The following is a 17,106-nucleotide window of genomic DNA, read 5'->3' as shown; positions in this document are numbered from 1 at the left end:
TATGACGCGGGGTGTGGGTCGAATCAGCTCAGGTGTGTGGTGCAAAAAAACTTAAACATCGGCCTCTCCAAACTGTGGGAGCGGGCTTGCTCGCGATACAGGCGCTGCGGTGGTTCTGTTGCACCGTGTTGATGCCATCACGAGCAAGCCCGCTGCCACATTTAGAAGGAGGCAGGAACAGGTCAAATCAGCTCATTTCCCCGAAAAACCCCGTTAAAAACCCTCTGTTTCGGGCATTTGGCCGAACACTGTCACAGCGCTGTCATCCGCCGACCCTAGCTTTCGCTTCCAAGTTGTCGGGCCATTTGCCCGGCCTGTAGTGCGTATTTGGGGGAGGACAAACATGTACAAGTGTCGCAGCAGGGCGCAGTGGGTCGGCTTTACATTCAGTGCACTGGCTATCGCCATTGCCAGCGAGCGCCTGAGCGCTGCCGAGGCATCGGCCAGCGGCGCCACCGAACACGTTGAAGTGGTTGGGCAGGCCGTCAGCCTGGACAAGGCGCTCAAGCAGCAGCGCAGCTCGGACAATATCGAAAGCGTGGTGCATGCCGATGGCGTGGCGCAACTGCCGGATGCCAACGTCGCCGAAGCGGTGCAGCGCCTGCCCGGTATCAGCATCGAACGCGATCAGGGCGAAGGTCGCTTTGTCAGCGTGCGCGGCCTGGGCCCGGACCTCAACAGCGTGACCATCAACGGCACCCTGGTACCGTCCCCGGAAAGCGCCCGCCGCGCCGTGGCCCTGGACGTGTTGCCGTCGGAGCTGGTGCAGTCGCTGTCAGTGATCAAGACCCTGACCCCGGACATGGACGCCAACTCCCTGGGTGGCACGGTGGACGTACAAAGCCTCTCGGCCTTCGACCATAAAGGGCTGTTCTACACAGGCAGCACCGAGGCCGGTTACAACAAGAACAGCCACCAGACCAGCCCCAAGGTGTCGGGTGCCATCAGTGACCGCTTCAGCCTTGGCGACGGCATTGACAACTTCGGGGTGGCGGCGGCCCTGAGCTGGAACAAACGCGACTTTCGCTCCGACAACGTCGAAACCGGTGGCGACTGGGACTTTAGCGAGGGCGCAAAGCTCAACAGTTTCGAGCAGCGAGTCTATGACATCAGCCGCGAGCGTACCGGCGCTGGCTTGAATTTCGACTACAAGCCCGACGATGACACCAGCCTGTACCTGCGCACCCTCTACAGCCGCTTCAAGGACAGCGAAACCCGCAACTCCACCGCCTTTGAGTTTACCGATGCCCAGGCCGAGGGCGAGGTGGGCAAAACCAAGACCAAGCGCAAGCTCAAACAGCGTGAAGAAACCCAGGAAATCCAGTCCTACGTATTCGGCGGCGAACGCATGATGGGCCTGTGGACCCTCAGCGGGCAGGCCGGTTACAGCGAGTCCAGTGAAGACAACCCGGGGGGCATTTCCGGGGCCACGTTCAAGGGCGATTCCAGCATTGGTGACGGTGGTTTTTATGACACCGAAAAACCCCGGCCGATTATCGGCGCAGGCTTTTATGACCCGGCCAATTTCAGCCTCGACAAGGTCGACTGGCAGAAGCAATACACCAAGGACACCGAGAAAAATATCCGCCTGGACCTGGCCCGTGACTACGACGTGCAGGGCTATGCCTCGCAGGTCAAATTCGGTGGCAAGGTCAGCCGTCGCAACAAGGACAACGACCTCGAAGCCTGGTCCTACAAGGACTTTTCGGACCTGGGCTTTAGCGACGAGCAGCTCAGCCTCAGCCAGTTCAACAAGGGCAATCTGCATTACAACCTTGGCCAGTACGGCCCGGGCATTAGCGGCGGGGCGATCAAGGACCTGATTGGCGGCCTGAACCCCAACGACTTCTACGACGAGCAAACATCCCGGGCCAATGACTTCAGCATGCGCGAAGACATCAACTCGGCGTACCTGATGAACACCGTCGATATCGACGACTGGCGCTTTATCGCCGGCATGCGCTACGAGGGCACCGAGTTCGAGGCCAAGGGCACCGGCGTGCGCGATGGCGTGTTTGAGGACCAGGACACCAAGCGCAATTACCATCACTGGTTGCCGGGGCTGCACGCCCGCTATCAGCTGGCGAAAAACACCCAGCTACGTGCGGCCTGGACTAACTCTGTGGTGCGCCCGACCTTTGGTCAACTGGCCCCGGGTTTTGTGATCGAGGATGACAAGGCGGAGTTCGGCAACCCCAACCTCAAGCCGCTGGAATCGAGCAACTTCGATTTGGGCATTGAGCACTTTATGGGGCAGGCGGGCACGGTGTCGGCGTTCCTCTTCTACAAAGACATCAAGAACTTCGTTTACAACAGCGACCTGGCTGGCAGCGGCGAATGGGTCGACTTCACCGAAGCGCACACCTACGCCAACGGCGACAGCGCGAAGCTCTACGGCCTGGAACTGGCCTATTCGCAGAAGTTCGACTGGCTGCCAGCCCCCTGGAACGGCCTGATCATGGGCGCCAACAGCACCTTCAGCCGCTCCAGCGCCAGCATCAAGGGCTTCGATGCGGCCACCGGCAGCAATATGAAACGCGATATCGACTTGCCCAACCAGTCCAAGACTGTCGGCAACCTGATGCTCGGTTGGGAAGACGACAAGCTGAGCCTGCGCCTGTCGGCCAATTACAAATCCGACTATCTGTATGAACTGGCCGGGATCAACGACAAAGCCCACGACACCTATGTCGATGCACAGACCTTTGTCGACTTCAGCGCCCGCTACTCACTGACCAAAAACCTGCAGATCAAGTTCGACGCCCAGAACCTGACGGATCAGCCGTACTTCGTCTACAGCGGCAACCGCCGCTACAACAACCAGTACGAAGAATACGGCCCGACCTACTCCCTGGGCCTGACCTTCACCCATTTCTAAGGTTTCGACGCCCCCTTTATTTCTGTGGGAGCGGGCTTGCTCGCGATACAGGCAACGCGGTCTCACATCCCTATACGGACAGGCATCACCCATGACTTCTACGTTCAAACGCAACCCCCGACTGCTGTCCCTGTTGATCTGCCTGAGCGCAGGCAGTGCCCAGGCGGCCGCCGACCTGGCCGCGCCGACCTTGCAACAGTGGTCCACCAGCAAGGCCCAGGCTCTGGGTTACTTGCCAGGCGCCAGCGCCGACGAACGCCTGGCGGTGAGCAAGCGCGAAGGTCTGCTGCTGCTCGACAAACAGGGCAACACCCTCAGCCGTGTACCGGGCGTGTTTGCTGGCCTGGACAGCCGTGTGCTGGGCGATCAGGTGCTGGTGGCCAGCAATGACAAGGACAAGCAGCAGGTTGCGCTGTTCAACCTCGACCCCAAGAGCCATCAATGGCAGGCCCCATCTTATCTGCCCGCCCGGGACTACGCGGTGAATGGTGTATGCCTGTACCAGGACGACGCCAGCAATATCTACCTGTTTACCGTGGGCGAAGAGGGCAAGGGTGAGCAATGGCTGGTCGCGGCAGACCGCCAGCGCCTGCAAAAGCCGCTGTTGGTACGCAGCCTGCCATTGCCGCCCCAGGCCAAGTTCTGCCAGGTCGACGACGGCGCGCAGCAGCTGTTCGTCAACGAAGAAAATGTCGGTTGGTGGGCCTACCCGGCGCATGCCGAGGCCGATGCCGAGCGCACGCCCGTGGCCATGGTCGAGCCCTTCGGCAATGTAAAAAAAGCGGCTGGAGCTATGGCGCTGGTGCCGGGCGGGATGCTCGGGCTTGATCCAGAAGCCGCCCAATTACATCTCTATCAGCAGCAGGGCAAGGGCTGGGTGCCGGTGGCCAGCCTGGCGCTAGGCGATTTGATCGAGCCTGAGCACCTGGCGCTGCGCCAGACCGCGCAAGATCTTGAACTGCTGGTACAGGACGGCGCCAGCAGCAAGCTGTACCAGGGCGCATTGGCCTGGAAAGCCACTGCGTCAAAATTGCCAGCGGTACTGCCGAGCGTAAAACCTGTGGTGCAAACCGAGGTGGTGATGAGCCAGGGCGATGCGGCGGATGACCCGGCTATCTGGGTAAACCCGCAAACCCCGGCCCTGAGCCGCGTGCTGGGTACCAACAAGCAGCAGGGCCTTGAGGTGTACGACCTGCAGGGCAAGCGCGTGCAGCATCTGCCGGTCGGGCGCCTGAACAACGTCGATATCCGCCCGGGCTTTACCCTGGGTTCACGCACCGTAGACCTGGCGGTGGCGACCAATCGTGATCACAACAGTCTGAGCGTGTTCAGCATCGATCGCGCCAGCGGTGAGGTGCACGAGGCGGGCGAGATTGCCACCCCGGTCAAGGACATCTACGGCCTGTGCCTGTTCAAGGCGCCAACCGGTGAGATCTACAGCTTTGCCAACGACAAGGACGGCACCTTTGTGCAGCACCGCCTGTTCGCCAGGGGCAACAAGGTTGAAGGCGAACTGGTGCGCCAGTTCAAGGTGCAAAGCCAGCCTGAAGGGTGCGTGGCAGACGATCGCAACCAACGCCTGTTTCTCGGTGAAGAGGATGTCGCGGTGTGGGCGGTGGATGCCCGTCCCGATCAGCCTGCCACCCTCACCAGCGTGATCAAGGTGGGTGAACAGGTGCATGACGATATCGAAGGCATGGGCCTGTATCAGACTGAAAAAAACAACTACCTGGTGATCTCCAGCCAGGGCAACGACAGCTATGTGGTGATCGACGCCGAGCCGCCTTACGCCCTGCGCGGCGCATTTCGGGTGGGGGTGAATGCCGCTGCTGGAATCGATGGCGCATCGGAAACCGATGGCCTTGAAGTGACCTCGGCCAACCTCGGCGGCCCTTGGAGCCAAGGCCTGCTGGTGGTGCAGGACGGTCGCAAGCGCATGCCGGAGCAAGCGCAAAACTTTAAATACATCCCCTGGAGCGAAGTGGCCAAGGCCCTGCACTTGCCATAACCCGGTCATTTAACTGGCTTATACCTATCCCCTTACTGGAGCAACTCTATGCACGCAACCATGGAACATATGACGATCTGGGGCCTGATCAGCGACGCCAGCCTGCTGGTCAAAGGGGTGATGCTGACCCTGCTATTGGCCTCGCTGCTGAGCTGGTTTCTGATCGTGCGGCGCAGCGCCATTTTGCGCCGCAGCGAGCGCGATATGGACAGCTTTGCCCAGCGCCTGCGGGCCCAGGGCGAGCTGAATGCGCTGTACCGTGAAAGCCGCGACGTCAGCCATGAAGATGCTGGCGCCGAGCAGGTGTTTGCCTCTGCCTACGCCGAATATGCCCAGCTCAAGCAGCAGCCAGGAGTGGATGCCGACGGCGTGATGCAGGGGGTTGAGCGGGCGCTGTATGTGGCCATCAGCGAGCAGGAAATTCGACTGGAAAAAGGCCTGCAGTTTTTGGCTACCGTGGGTTCGGTCAGCCCCTATATCGGTCTGTTTGGCACCGTATGGGGGATCATGAACTCCTTTATCGGCCTGTCCCAGGTGCAGCAGGCAACGTTGTCCACCGTCGCCCCGGGGATTGCCGAAGCGCTTATTGCTACCGCCATCGGCCTGTTTGCGGCGATCCCGGCGGTGATTGCCTATAACCGCTTCTCGGCCCGTGGCCAGACCCTGCTGACCCGTTATTACAGCCTCGGCAATGAGGTGCAGATACGCCTGTACCGCAGCCTGCATGCCGGTTCGCGGAACATGTCTGCCGTTGCTTGAAAGGGAGTTTCAACATGCTTGCTCGACCACAGCGCAAACACGGGCCCAAGGCCGAAATGAACGTAGTGCCTTACATCGACGTGATGCTGGTGCTGCTGGTGATCTTTATGGTGACTGCACCGATGTTGACCCAAGGGGTGAAAATCGAGTTGCCCAAGGTCGCCAGTGAAGCCCTGGTCAATGACAGCCAACAAAAAATCCTGACCTTGTCGGTCAAGGCCGAGGGTGGTTATTACTGGAACCTGGGCAGTGAGCTGGACACCAAAAACCAGACAGATAGCGCCATCAGCCTTGAAGAATTGCAAGCCAAGATCGGCCAGGTGGTGGCACAGGACGGCGACACCCAAGTGTATATCCGTGCTGACAACGAGGCGGGTTACGGCAGCGTGGTCAAGGCCATGGCGGCCCTGCAGCAAGGTGGCGTGAGCAACCTGGGGCTGGTGACCGAGGCCCCGCAATGAGTGCCGCGTTGATGCATGGGCAGTTGGTACAGGCGCAGCCGTTGCCCTGGACGCGGATGTGGCACAACAGCCAGGCGTTGGTGGTCAGCTTGGCCTTGCACAGCGCCTTAGTGGCCTTTTTGGTACTGGGCTGGAGCATGGAGCAATCGTTGCCGGAACCGACCCCGTCGACCCTGAAAACCCGGCTGGTGATGGTGCCTGCAGAACCTGTGGCTGCACCAGCGGCAGCCGAGCCGTTGCCAGTGGTGGTGCCAGCGCCGGTGGTCGAGGCGAAACCCGAGGTGGTAAAGCCCAAGGTCGACCCGCATATACAGGCGCGCAAGCTGGAGCAGGCGGCGCTTGCGCGCAAACGTGTGGAGGAGCAGAAACAGGCGCAAGTGGAGCAACAAAAAGTTGCTCAAGTAGAGATGCAACGTCAGCAGGCAGCGGCTGAGCAGGCCCGGGTTGCAGCCGCGGATAATGCCCGGCGAGCGCAACAGGCAGCAGCGGCAGCGGATGTGCGCCAGTACCTGCCCATCAGCAAGCAAGCCCCCGATTACCCGCAGCGTGCGCTGGACAAGGGCATTGAAGGGGATTGCACGGTGGAGTATTCAGTGACGCCACAGGGCAAGGTCGACAATCCCAAGGTCGTGGGTAACTGTCACCCGGCGTTTATCCGGCCTTCACTGGTGGCGGCGGCGACGTTCCGCTATCAGCCACGGCTGGTGGATGGTCAGGCCGTGACGGTGCCGGGGGTGCGCAATACCTTTCACTACAAGATCCAGTAGCCAAGAGCCCGTGAGGGGCTGTTGATCTCGCTTCTGAGCTGATCAATATCAAAGCCCGACGGCCGCTCATGACCTATGCTGCACGGGTTTTCAAGCACAAGGAATTGGCCATGAATGCCCCTGCAACCACCCCCACGCCAGCAACGGCAAAAGCGAAACTCCCCATAGGCCTGGTGATTGCGGTGCTGGTCATGATCGGCATCCTGCTGCTGCCATTACCCGCCGACTTGCCCGTGGCCGGTCATCGCATGCTGGCGATCCTGGCTTTTGCCGTGGTGGTGTGGATCACCGAAGCCGTATCGTACGAAGCCAGCGCCATCATGATCACCTCCTTGATGGCGTTCCTGATCGGCATGGCGCCGACCCTGGCCGACCCGTCAAAGCTCTACGGCACCTCTGCCGGCATCACCATGGCCCTGACCGGCTTCTCCAATGCCGCCCTGGCCCTGGTGGCGGGTGCGCTGTTTATCGCTGCCGCCATGACCCACACCGGCCTGGACCGGCGCATCGCCCTGGTCACGCTGTCACGTATCGGCACCAGCACCCGGCGCATTCTGCTAGGGGCGATTGCAGTAACCATCCTGCTCAGCCTGGTGGTGCCCAGCGCCACCGCCCGCAGTGCCTGCGTGGTGCCGATCATGATGGGGGTGATCCTGGCCTTTGGCGTGGATAAACGCTCGAATATCGCCGCCGGTATCATGATTGTCGTGGCCCAGGGCACCAGTATCTGGAACGTCGGCATTCAAACCGCGGCAGCGCAAAACCTGCTCACCGTGGGCTTTATGGACAAGATGCTCGGTGCCCGGGTGAACTGGCTCGACTGGCTGATCGCCGGTGCGCCGTGGGCCATTATCATGTCGGCGGTGCTGTTGTTTGTGGTGCTGAAAATGCTGCCACCGGAGAGCGACAGCATTCCCGGCGGCAAGGAAGCCGTGGAAAAATCACTGGCCGAACTGGGCCCCATGACAGGCCCGCAAAAACGCCTGATGGGGGTATCGATCGCCTTGCTGCTGGCATGGGCCACTGAAGGCAAACTGCACAGCTTTGACACCACCTCGACGACCTATGCCGGGCTGGTGTTCTTGCTGTTGCCGCGTTTTGGCGTGATGACCTGGAAAGATGTGCAGGCGCGTATCCCGTGGGGCACGGTGATTGTGTTCGGGGTCGGCATCAGCTTGGGCACGGCATTGCTCACCACCCAGGCCGGGCAATGGCTGGGCGGGCAGGTGGTGGCCAATACCGGGCTGGATCAGGTCGGGCCACTGGGGATATTTGCGATTCTGGGGGCGTTTTTAATCTTGATTCATTTGGGCTTTGCCAGTGCCACCGCGCTGACCTCGGCCTTGCTGCCGATCCTGATTGCGGTGCTGCAAACCTTGCCGGGTGAATTCAACCGCCTGGGCATGACCATGTTGCTGGGGTTTGTGGTCAGCTACGGGTTTATCCTGCCGATCAACGCCCCGCAGAACATGGTGTGCCTGGGCACGCAGACCTTCACCGCCAAACAGTTTGCCAAGGTCGGTTTGATCGTTACGGCGGTGGGTTATTTGCTGATGCTGCTGTTTGCGGCGACGTACTGGAGCTGGTTGGGCTGGATGTAGCTCGCTCCCACAGGTTCAGTTAGCATTCTCGCTACGCCCGCCACTGCTGACTTCCGCAGGCACATCCTCACCCGCCATGCGCTTGCGGAACAGCGAAGTTCGCGCCAGCAGCAAGGTGGTCACCGGCACGGTGATCGACAGCAAAATCGGCATCAGCCAGGCGTGCAGTACCGGGCTCGACTTAAGCGCAGAAAAATACAAGATCGACGCCAGCGCCACGCCCCACGCACCAAGGGTCGACGCCAGTGCCGGTGGGTGCATGCGCTGAAAAAACTCCTTCAGGCGCAACAAACCAATGGCCCCGCACAAGGCAAACAGGCTGCTGAGCACCAGCAGCACCGCCACCGGTATCTCGATCCAGAGCGACAACTCGCCGACAGCATTCATTCGATCACCTCGCCACGCAGCAGGAATTTAGCCAGCGCAAAAGAGCCGACAAAGCCAAACAGGGCAATCAGCAGCGCGCCTTCAAAGTAAGTGTCACTGGCATAGCGGATACCCAGCACCAGCATCATCAACATGGCCAGGATATACAGGTAATCCAGCGCCAGAACCCGGTCCTGGGCCGAAGGGCCCTTGAACAGGCGGATCACGGTCAGCACCATCGCCAGGCTGAAAATAAACAGGCTGAGCAGGATGGCATTGTTGAGCAGGGCACTCATTCAAAGATCTCCATCAATGGGCGTTCATAGGCCGTCTTGAAGTGCTCGATAAACTGCGCATCGTCATCCAGATCAAATACATGCAGCAACAGCACGCTACGATCCAGTGCCAGTTCCGACCAGATGGTGCCGGGCACCACGGTGGTAATCATCGACAGGGCCGCCAGGCCGTTGGCATCACGCAGATCCAGGGGGATCTTGATAAAGCGCGAACGCGGCGGGTACTTGCCTGCGCGCAATACACCCCAGGCCACGGCGATATTGGACAACACCACATCGCGGCCCACCAGAAAGAACAGCTTGAGTATCACCCCCGGGCGACGGATGCGCACTGGCAGCGGGCGCAATGGCGCAAACATCAGCGGCGCCAGAATGGCCAGCGCGGCACCCAGCAGCAGGTTGCCGGCACTCAGCGAAAGATTGAGCAGCAGCCACAGCGCCCACAGCGCCAGGGACAACCAGGGAGCAGGGAACAGGCGCTTCATGGCTGCACCTCCTGCATCGCGGCCTTGGCTTGCGGGCTTGGCACCGGTCGAGTACCGATCACGGCCATGACATAACGCTCGGGGTTGTTCAGGGTGTCGGCAGCCGCCTGGGTGTAACGCAATACCGGTTCAGCCTTGAACGTCAGCAGTACACACAGCCCCAGCAGCAACACGATGGGCAGGCATTCGATCCGGCGCAGGATCGGCGATGGGCGCTCCAGGGGCGTCCAGAAACGTTGGATACCCATGCGCGCAAAGGCGATCAGTGACGCCAGCCCCGAGAGAATCAACAGCGCCAACAGGCACCAGGCCGCCATCGAAATCGGCGCATCGGTTGCATTGCCCAGGCCCAGCGGGTTGAGCAGGGCATTAAGCAGGCTTAGCTTGCCGATAAACCCGGACAGCGGCGGCATGCCAATAATCAGCAGGGCACAGGCAATAAAACTCAAGCCCAGAAAGGCCATGGTCCAGGGGATGATCTGGCCGACGACGATTTTTTGCTCGTCATCCAGGTTGCTGCCCCGGGGGGGTGGCGCTGGTTCGGTCAGGCTGGGTTGCGGTTCGGCATCGTCCTCAAGCACCAGGTCGGCAGAGGAGCGCGAGCGCTCGATCAGCTCTGCCAGCAGGAACAGCGCACTCAGGGCCAGGGTCGAACTGACCAGATAAAACAGCGCAGCAGCAGTCAGATTGGGCTGGGCGAAACCCACCGCCGACAGCAGGATACCGGCGGACACCAGAATGCTCAGGCTGGCCATGCGCTCCAGTCGCTGGGCGGCGAGGATGGCAATGGCGGCGCAGACGATAGTGGCCATGCCACCGTAGATCAGCCAGTCCCCGGCAAAGTACGCCGAAGCCCCGGCTTGCCCGGAGAACAACAGGGTCCACAGGCGCAGCACAGTGTAGATGCCGACCTTGGTCATGATCGCAAACAGGGCCGCCACTGGAGCGCTGGCCGACGAGTACGCCGGTACCAGCCAGAAGTTCAGCGGCCACATGCCTGCCTTGGCCAGAAAGGCCACTGCCAGAATCGCTGTACCTGCATGCAGCAAGCCGCGATCGGCCTCGGGCACCAAGGGAATCTTCAGCGCCAGGTCGGCCATATTCAATGTGCCAGTAACGCCATAGATCAAGGCCGCACCGATCAGGAACAGCGACGACGCCAGCAGGTTGATCGAAATGTAATGCAGCCCTGCCGACACCCGGGGTTTGCCCGAACCGTGCAGCATCAAACCGTAGGAGGCGGCCAGCAGTACTTCGAAAAACACGAACAGGTTGAACAGGTCAGCGGTCAGGAAGGCCCCGTACAGGCCCATCAGCTGGATCTGGAACAATGCATGGAAGCTGGCCCCGGCGCGGTCCCAGCGAGCCATGGCGAACAGCAGGGCGCAGATGGCAATGACCCCGGTCAACACCAGCATCAGGGCGCTCAGGTGATCGACCACCAACGCAATACCAAAGGGCACTTGCCAGTTGCTCGGCAAGTACACGCCAATCGATGCAGGGATGGCCTGCTCACGGGTCCATAGCAGCAACGTCACCGAAATGCCCAGGCCGATCAGGGTGGAGATCAGATTGATTCGGGCTTTCAGCGGGCGGTGTTTCTCCCCCAGCATCAGCATGCAGGCTGCGGTCAGCAGAGGCAGCAGGATGGGGGCGACAATCAGGTGCGGCATCAAATTCATTCTTTAGGCTCCCGGCCATCAACGTGGTCGGTACCGGTCAGGCCCCGAGAGGCCAGCAAGACCACCAGAAACAGCGCGGTCATGGCGAAACTGATGACGATAGCGGTCAGTACCAGTGCCTGGGGCAGCGGGTCTGTGTAGTTGAGCAGGTCCTGGGGCACGCCGTCCTTGATCACCGGCTCCTTGCCGATAAACAGGCTGCCCATGCTGAAAATAAACAGGTTGACCCCGTAAGACAGCAGGCACAGGCCCATGACCACCTGAAAGGTTCGCGGACGCAATACCAGCCAGGTGCCCGATGCGGCCAATACTCCGATAGCAATGGCGATGACTTCTTCCATCAGGCGGCTCCTTCTTGGTTTACCAGGGCGGGCTGCGGGGCCAGCTGATTACTCGGGCGATGGGCCCGTACGGACTGGTGAGCCAGCGCCGTAAGGATCAGCAAGGTTGCACCAACAACCACCGCATACACGCCAATATCGAAGAACAGGGCGCTGGCCACATGAATATCCCCCAGCAGCGGCAGGCTGAAGTGGGCGGTGTGGGTGGTCAGGAACGGATAACCCAGCGCGATGGCGCCCAGGCCGGTAAGGGTCGCGAACAGCAGGCCGGTGCCCATCCAGCGTAGCGGGCGCAGGCTCATCTGGGCTTCGACCCACTGCGTGCCCGCCACCATGTATTGCAGGATAAACGCCACCGACATCACCAGGCCCGCGACAAAACCGCCGCCGGGCTGGTTGTGCCCGCGCATAAACAGGTACATGGACACCATAAAGGCAATCGGCAGCAGCAGGCGCACCAGCACCGCCGGCACCATCATAAAGCCCAGGGCGGTATCACTGGCGCTGCGCGGGTTGACCAGATCGGTCATCACATCCTTGGCCAGCAAGCGTTGCTGGGCAGGGAGCTGCATGCTCTCCTTGGACGGGCGGAAGCGGCGCAGCAGGGCAAACACAGTCAGGGCCACGGCGGCCAGAACGGTGATTTCACCCAGGGTGTCAAAACCACGGAAATCCACCAGCATCACATTCACCACATTGCTGCCACCGCCTTCGGGCAAGGCCCGGCTGAGGTAGAACGAGGAAATGTCGTTCGGCGTCTGGCGGGTCAGCATCGCGTAGGACAGCAGCGCCATGCCGCCGCCCACCGCAGTGGACAGCAGCAAGTCACGCAGACGGCGAACCTGTGCCTTGCGCAAGGTGCCCGGCAATGGCGAGACATCTTCAATACGCCGTGGCAACCAGCGCAGGCCCAGCAGGATCAGCACCGTGGTCACCACCTCGACCACCAGTTGGGTCAGGGCCAGATCCGGCGCCGAGAACCAGACGAAGGTCACGCAGGTCATCAACCCGCACACACTGACCATGGTCAGGGCGGCGAGACGGTGATACTTGGCTTGCCAGGCCGCGCCCAGGGCGCAGGCAATCGCAATCAGCCACAGGGTAATAAAGACAATCGACCCCGGTATTTTCGGCCGGTCACCCCAGCCCAGGCCGCTGTACAGCATCGGGATCAGCCCGGCGATAACGGCTGCCAGAATCAGCAGGAACAACTGGGTTTGCAGGCGCTGGGTGCTGATCCGCCGCTCGATGCGCCGTGCGCCGCGCATGATCACCACCAGGCTGCGCTCGAAGAAGCGCTTGCCATTGAAGTAGCGGATCAGCGGCGGCAGCGGGAAACGATCGATCTTGAGTTGTTTGCGCAACAAAATATAAAGCAGGATGCCGCCGGACATGGCGATCAGGCTCATGATCATCGGCGCATTCAGACCGTGCCAGATGGCCAGGCTGTACTCGGGCAGCTCGCCGCCCACTACAGGTTGTGCGGCCGCGGCAAGCAGCGGGCCGACAGTCTGTGCCGGGAAAATCCCCACGGTCAGGCAAGTCAGCACCAGCAACTCAACCGGAGCCCGCATCCAGCGCGGCGGCTCGTGAGGGGTATGCGGCAGGTCGGTGGCAGGCGGGCCGAAAAACACATCCACGGTAAAGCGCAGGGCATAAGCCACGCTGAAGGTACCGGCAATGGTCGCGACAACCGGCAGGGCGATTTCCACCCAGGCCGTGGAATTGATAAACACGGTTTCGGCAAAGAACATCTCTTTGGACAGGAAACCGTTAAGCAGCGGCACCCCGGCCATCGAGGCACTGGCCACCATGGCCAGGGTCGCGGTGTAAGGCATCAGCTTGTACAGGCCACTGAGCCTGCGGATATCCCGGGTGCCGGTCTCGTGGTCGATAATCCCCGCCGCCATAAAGAGCGAAGCCTTGAAAGTGGCGTGGTTGAGGATATGGAACACCGCCGCAACCGCTGCCAGCGGGCTGTTCAGGCCCAGCAGCAGGGTAATCAGGCCCAGATGGCTGATGGTCGAGTAGGCCAGCAGGCCCTTGAGGTCATTCTGAAACATCGCGCAGTAAGCGCCCAGCACCAGGGTGCAGGCCCCGGCGCCGCTGACAATCCAGAACCATTCCTCACTGCCCGACAGCGAAGGCCACAGCCGGGCCAGCAGAAACACCCCGGCCTTGACCATGGTTGCTGAGTGCAGATAAGCCGATACCGGGGTGGGTGCCGCCATGGCATGGGGCAGCCAGAAGTGAAACGGGAATTGCGCACTTTTGCTCAGGGCGCCGATCAGGATAAGCGGGAGCAGGATCGGATACAGACTGTGGGCGCGGATCTTGTCGCCCGCTGCCAGCACGGCATCCAGATCATAGCTGCCGACCACATGGCCAAGCAGCATGACCCCCGCCAGCAAGCACAAGCCCCCGGCGCCGGTGACCATCAGCGCCATATAAGCGCCGCGTCGGGCATCCGAGCGGTGGTGCCAATAACCAATCAGCAAGAAAGAGAAGAGGCTGGTCAGCTCCCAGAAAAACACGATCTGAATCAAATTGCCCGACAACACCAGGCCGAGCATGGCCCCCATAAACGCCAGGAAAAACGCAAAAAAGCGCGGCACCGGGTCTTCGGGTGACATGTAATAACGGGCGTACAGCGACACCAGCGTGCCGATGCCCAGCACCAGAATCGAGAACAGCCAGGCGAACCCGTCCAGGCGCAGGACAAAATTCAAGCCGAGACTGGGCAGCCACATAAACTCTTCACGAATCACGCCGCCGTGGGCGATTTGCGGATAGAGCAGGGCTACTTGAATGGTGCCGACCAAAGCAATCAGGCCGGCCAGCAGGGATTCACTGTTACGAGCGTTGTGCGGCAAAACAGCCGCCAGACAGCTGCCGATAAAGGGCAGAAGCAGTAGAACTATCAGGGACATAGGCTTCTAATCTGCAGGAGTTTGTAAGCGATCATACGTGGCGAGGTGCAGATCACCAACAGTCAACCTGTGGCTGAATCCTACAAAGAGTGGCGAAAACCGGTAAAAGTTTCCTTCAGTCATCTCGCTGTACAAACGCTTCGAATCAAGAATTTTCGTGTAACTGGGTTAATCGCAGGCCTCATCGCCTGGCTTTTGCTCAAGCTCTTCGAGCTTTTTACCCTTGGTTTTTAACTCACTGACAATCACCGCTGCAACAATCAATGCTGCGCCCAGCAGCGCAATCCCGGGCAAGCGTTCACCCGCCAGGCGCCCGGCGATACCTGCCCAGACCGGCTCTCCGGCATAAATCAGGGTGGCGCGGGTCGGTGACACACTTTTCTGTGCCCAATTCATTGCCACTTGAATCACCGCACTGGCAGCGCCAAGACCAACCGCACTGACTAACAATAGCCACGAAAAGTCAGGAATGGCCTCCTGCGTAGGAATAATCATCAGAAAAGCCAGAATAGACGCTGTACTGAGTTGCACCACCGTCACCCGGCGTACATCCACCTTGCCTGCATAAGCACTGATCAAAATGATCTCCGCCGCTATGGCAATGGCACTGATCAGGGTGGCGATCTCACCGGGGCTGAAATCCAGCGATGCACCGCTGGGGCCGGACAACAACATCAACCCGGTAAAGGCCAGCATGATCCCCAGGCTGGGCATCAGCCCGGGCCTGCGCCCCAGCACCAGCCATTGCAGCAAAGGAACGAAAGGTACGTAGAGCGCGGTAATAAAAGCTGACTGGCTGCTTGGAATAGTCTGTAAGCCAATGGTCTGCAAACCGTAACCGAGCATGATCGACACGCCGATAAACATCCCGGCCTTCAGCTCAAACAACGTGATGCCGCCCAGGCTGCGAATTGAAAAGGCTGCGACGATGGCCGCGGCAGCAGCAAAGCGCAGCCCCACAAAAAACATCGGCCCGCTGGCTGTCAGCGCGTGCTGCACCAATAGAAAGGTGATGCCCCACACCATGGTGATCAGGATCAGCACGCACTCCGCTTTACTGAAGCGGGAAGTCAAAGACAGCAGTCTGGAAAATTTCAATGGCGTCGCAACCTTGCGTGCTACATGAAGGGAGACGCACAATGCGTCAAAGCTGGGCAGTATACTGCGCAGACCCACAAGGTGAGCAATATAGTGCACAAAGAAACTTCACAGCGCGCATCGGTTTTGCAGCACGTCAGCCACAACGTGCGCCGCCTCAGGCTGTTGGCGCACCTGAGCCAGAGCGCACTGGCAGAACTGTCCGGGGTTAGTCGAAGAATGCTGGTAGCCATCGAGGCGGGCGAAAAGAACGTCAGCCTGAGCACCCTGGATCGTGTTGCCGAGGCATTGAACGTAGCGTTCAGCGACCTGATCCAGGCGCCGGGATCACCGGACCCAAGCCGCATCAATGAAGTGGCCTGGACAGGCACCCATGCGGGGAGCAAAGCCGTGCTGCTGTCCAAGGCCACGGCCACCCGCGAAGTGGAGCTATGGGAATGGACCCTGGAGCCGGGTGAGCAATACCACTCCCAGGCCGATGCCGAAGGCTGGAGCGAACAGCTCTACGTAATAGAAGGCTGTCTGACCCTGGCGATCGACGAGCAGGAACTGCGTTTTAGTGCGGGCGAATTCTACATGTACGCCAGCAACCGGCCCCATGCCTACCGCAACGAAGGCGACGGCTTACTGCGATTTGTGCGCAATGTCGTGATCTGAAAACAGGCCCTCTGAAAATAACTAAAAATTATTAGAATTCAGGGGGTTGCCAGCTTCCAGGTTCTAGTACATAATGCGCGCCATCAGCCCGGGGGCAACAACCTGAAGTGCTGAAGAATCAAATGCTTGTAGCGATACAAGCCAGCAACAAACTCTTGTTTTTGAAGTTTTCAACGAAATTTCAAGCACAATTGGCCGAATAGCAAAATGGTTATGCAGCGGATTGCAAATCCGCCCACGCCGGTTCGATTCCGGCTTCGGCCTCCACATTCGAAAGCCCCGTAGATTAGCGTCTACGGGGTTTTTTTATGTCTGGGATTTGATGATCGCTTCCGCAACTTTTGCGATCACTTCCGCAACCTAGTTCTTCTCTGTGCCGAAAGTGAGTGCCGCGTTCTGGGGGGGCTGCAGTCATAAGTGGCCAGTCATAAATGCAGAAGCCAAGAGCTATTCAGCCTGCTTGGTTGTCACCGTAGGCGTGTATGGAATTGTTCCGATCCGGCTAGGCGGATGATATGCGCGCCCTCCAGCGAAGAGATCCGCACCTTACGGGTTGCCGTGAGGTGGCATTGTGCTATTTCTTGCTTCGCGTTAAATTATGGTGTTTTCATGTGTAAGGATACTCAATGATGAAACTTCTACGTTTCGAAGCGAAAGATGTACATGGCCACTTAAACTTCGGCGGTTGCAGGAGCTGAGTGCAACACGGTTATTGAATTGAAGCCGGAGCATCATGCCGCATAGCCAAGGCTTCCTGCATCACCTCTCCCATGACTT

At 59.9% G+C, this 17,106-nt stretch carries 14 protein-coding genes and 1 tRNA gene; 8 read left to right on the top strand and 7 right to left on the bottom strand.

What is annotated here, in order from left to right:
* The first annotated feature begins 343 nt into the window (after window positions 1–343).
* The 6 genes from ACZRMH_RS17240 (at window position 344) to ACZRMH_RS17215 (ending at window position 8,474) form a co-directional block, all read left to right on the top strand.
* Window positions 344–2,878 carry a TonB-dependent receptor gene (locus tag ACZRMH_RS17240; protein ID WP_464014456.1) on the top strand — a complete coding sequence of 845 codons (2,535 nt, stop codon included), beginning with the start codon at window positions 344–346 and terminating at the stop codon, window positions 2,876–2,878.
* A 91-nt stretch (window positions 2,879–2,969) separates the two neighbouring features.
* Window positions 2,970–4,886 carry a phytase gene (locus ACZRMH_RS17235; protein ID WP_464014455.1) on the top strand — a complete coding sequence of 639 codons (1,917 nt, stop codon included), beginning with the start codon at window positions 2,970–2,972 and terminating at the stop codon, window positions 4,884–4,886.
* A 48-nt stretch (window positions 4,887–4,934) separates the two neighbouring features.
* Window positions 4,935–5,645 (top strand): protein TolQ, encoded by a 711-nt coding sequence (tolQ, locus tag ACZRMH_RS17230; protein ID WP_464014454.1) that lies wholly within the window; start codon window positions 4,935–4,937, stop codon window positions 5,643–5,645.
* A gap of 14 nt (window positions 5,646–5,659) precedes the next feature.
* Window positions 5,660–6,106: a protein TolR gene (gene tolR / locus ACZRMH_RS17225; RefSeq protein ID WP_464014453.1), complete on the top strand. Its 447-nt coding sequence runs from the start codon at window positions 5,660–5,662 to the stop codon at window positions 6,104–6,106.
* Entirely contained in the window at window positions 6,103–6,873 is a 771-nt protein-coding gene (locus ACZRMH_RS17220) for an energy transducer TonB (protein ID WP_464014452.1), read from the top strand. Before tolR ends, ACZRMH_RS17220 begins: the two co-directional genes overlap by 4 nt.
* Before the next feature lie 110 nt (window positions 6,874–6,983).
* Window positions 6,984–8,474, top strand: a complete 1,491-nt coding sequence (locus ACZRMH_RS17215) for a DASS family sodium-coupled anion symporter (protein WP_464014451.1) — start codon at window positions 6,984–6,986, stop codon at window positions 8,472–8,474.
* A gap of 15 nt (window positions 8,475–8,489) precedes the next feature.
* Here ACZRMH_RS17215 and ACZRMH_RS17210 read toward each other — a convergent pair whose 3' ends face one another.
* The 7 genes from ACZRMH_RS17210 to ACZRMH_RS17180 form a co-directional block, all read right to left on the bottom strand.
* On the bottom strand, window positions 8,490–8,861 hold the full coding sequence (locus ACZRMH_RS17210) for a Na+/H+ antiporter subunit G (protein ID WP_464014450.1): 372 nt from the start codon (window positions 8,859–8,861) through the stop codon (window positions 8,490–8,492).
* Window positions 8,858–9,136 (bottom strand): K+/H+ antiporter subunit F, encoded by a 279-nt coding sequence (locus ACZRMH_RS17205; RefSeq protein ID WP_464014449.1) that lies wholly within the window; start codon window positions 9,134–9,136, stop codon window positions 8,858–8,860. The genes ACZRMH_RS17210 and ACZRMH_RS17205 overlap by 4 nt, the downstream gene beginning before the upstream one ends.
* The gene (locus ACZRMH_RS17200) at window positions 9,133–9,621 is read right to left on the bottom strand and encodes a Na+/H+ antiporter subunit E (protein ID WP_464014448.1); all 489 of its coding nucleotides are present in this window, start codon (window positions 9,619–9,621) and stop codon (window positions 9,133–9,135) included. Before ACZRMH_RS17200 ends, ACZRMH_RS17205 begins: the two co-directional genes overlap by 4 nt.
* Window positions 9,618–11,303 carry a monovalent cation/H+ antiporter subunit D gene (locus ACZRMH_RS17195; RefSeq protein WP_464014447.1) on the bottom strand — a complete coding sequence of 562 codons (1,686 nt, stop codon included), beginning with the start codon at window positions 11,301–11,303 and terminating at the stop codon, window positions 9,618–9,620. Before ACZRMH_RS17195 ends, ACZRMH_RS17200 begins: the two co-directional genes overlap by 4 nt.
* Window positions 11,300–11,644, bottom strand: a complete 345-nt coding sequence (locus ACZRMH_RS17190) for a Na+/H+ antiporter subunit C (RefSeq protein ID WP_003446102.1) — start codon at window positions 11,642–11,644, stop codon at window positions 11,300–11,302. The genes ACZRMH_RS17195 and ACZRMH_RS17190 overlap by 4 nt, the downstream gene beginning before the upstream one ends.
* Window positions 11,644–14,574: a monovalent cation/H+ antiporter subunit A gene (locus ACZRMH_RS17185; RefSeq protein WP_464014446.1), complete on the bottom strand. Its 2,931-nt coding sequence runs from the start codon at window positions 14,572–14,574 to the stop codon at window positions 11,644–11,646. Before ACZRMH_RS17185 ends, ACZRMH_RS17190 begins: the two co-directional genes overlap by 1 nt.
* A gap of 168 nt (window positions 14,575–14,742) precedes the next feature.
* Window positions 14,743–15,771, bottom strand: coding sequence for a DMT family transporter (locus ACZRMH_RS17180; protein ID WP_464014445.1), 1,029 nt, complete (start codon window positions 15,769–15,771; stop codon window positions 14,743–14,745).
* Between ACZRMH_RS17180 and ACZRMH_RS17175 the strand changes: the two genes are divergently transcribed.
* Both ACZRMH_RS17175 and ACZRMH_RS17170 read left to right on the top strand, forming a co-directional pair.
* Window positions 15,766–16,329 carry a helix-turn-helix domain-containing protein gene (locus ACZRMH_RS17175; RefSeq protein WP_464014444.1) on the top strand — a complete coding sequence of 188 codons (564 nt, stop codon included), beginning with the start codon at window positions 15,766–15,768 and terminating at the stop codon, window positions 16,327–16,329. The two genes, ACZRMH_RS17180 and ACZRMH_RS17175, sit on opposite strands and share 6 nt — an antisense overlap.
* 193 nt (window positions 16,330–16,522) lie before the next feature.
* Window positions 16,523–16,596, top strand: a tRNA-Cys gene (locus tag ACZRMH_RS17170).
* Window positions 16,597–17,106: the final 510 nt, after the last annotated feature.

The organism is Pseudomonas sp. B414 (assembly GCF_055408445.1).
The sequence above is the reverse complement of the archived record's forward strand: the minus strand, read 5'-3'. Positions and strand labels throughout refer to the sequence as shown.

Coding starts and splice junctions, on each gene's coding strand:
- ACZRMH_RS17240 (WP_464014456.1), top strand. CDS start 344: ATGTACAAGTGTCGCAGCAGGGCGCAGTGGGTCGGCTTTACATTCAGT.
- tolR (WP_464014453.1), top strand. CDS start 5,660: ATGCTTGCTCGACCACAGCGCAAACACGGGCCCAAGGCCGAAATGAAC.
- ACZRMH_RS17235 (WP_464014455.1), top strand. CDS start 2,970: ATGACTTCTACGTTCAAACGCAACCCCCGACTGCTGTCCCTGTTGATC.
- ACZRMH_RS17215 (WP_464014451.1), top strand. CDS start 6,984: ATGAATGCCCCTGCAACCACCCCCACGCCAGCAACGGCAAAAGCGAAA.
- ACZRMH_RS17190 (WP_003446102.1), bottom strand. CDS start 11,644: ATGGAAGAAGTCATCGCCATTGCTATCGGAGTATTGGCCGCATCGGGC.
- tolQ (WP_464014454.1), top strand. CDS start 4,935: ATGCACGCAACCATGGAACATATGACGATCTGGGGCCTGATCAGCGAC.
- ACZRMH_RS17185 (WP_464014446.1), bottom strand. CDS start 14,574: ATGTCCCTGATAGTTCTACTGCTTCTGCCCTTTATCGGCAGCTGTCTG.
- ACZRMH_RS17195 (WP_464014447.1), bottom strand. CDS start 11,303: ATGAATTTGATGCCGCACCTGATTGTCGCCCCCATCCTGCTGCCTCTG.
- ACZRMH_RS17205 (WP_464014449.1), bottom strand. CDS start 9,136: ATGAGTGCCCTGCTCAACAATGCCATCCTGCTCAGCCTGTTTATTTTC.
- ACZRMH_RS17200 (WP_464014448.1), bottom strand. CDS start 9,621: ATGAAGCGCCTGTTCCCTGCTCCCTGGTTGTCCCTGGCGCTGTGGGCG.
- ACZRMH_RS17210 (WP_464014450.1), bottom strand. CDS start 8,861: ATGAATGCTGTCGGCGAGTTGTCGCTCTGGATCGAGATACCGGTGGCG.
- ACZRMH_RS17220 (WP_464014452.1), top strand. CDS start 6,103: ATGAGTGCCGCGTTGATGCATGGGCAGTTGGTACAGGCGCAGCCGTTG.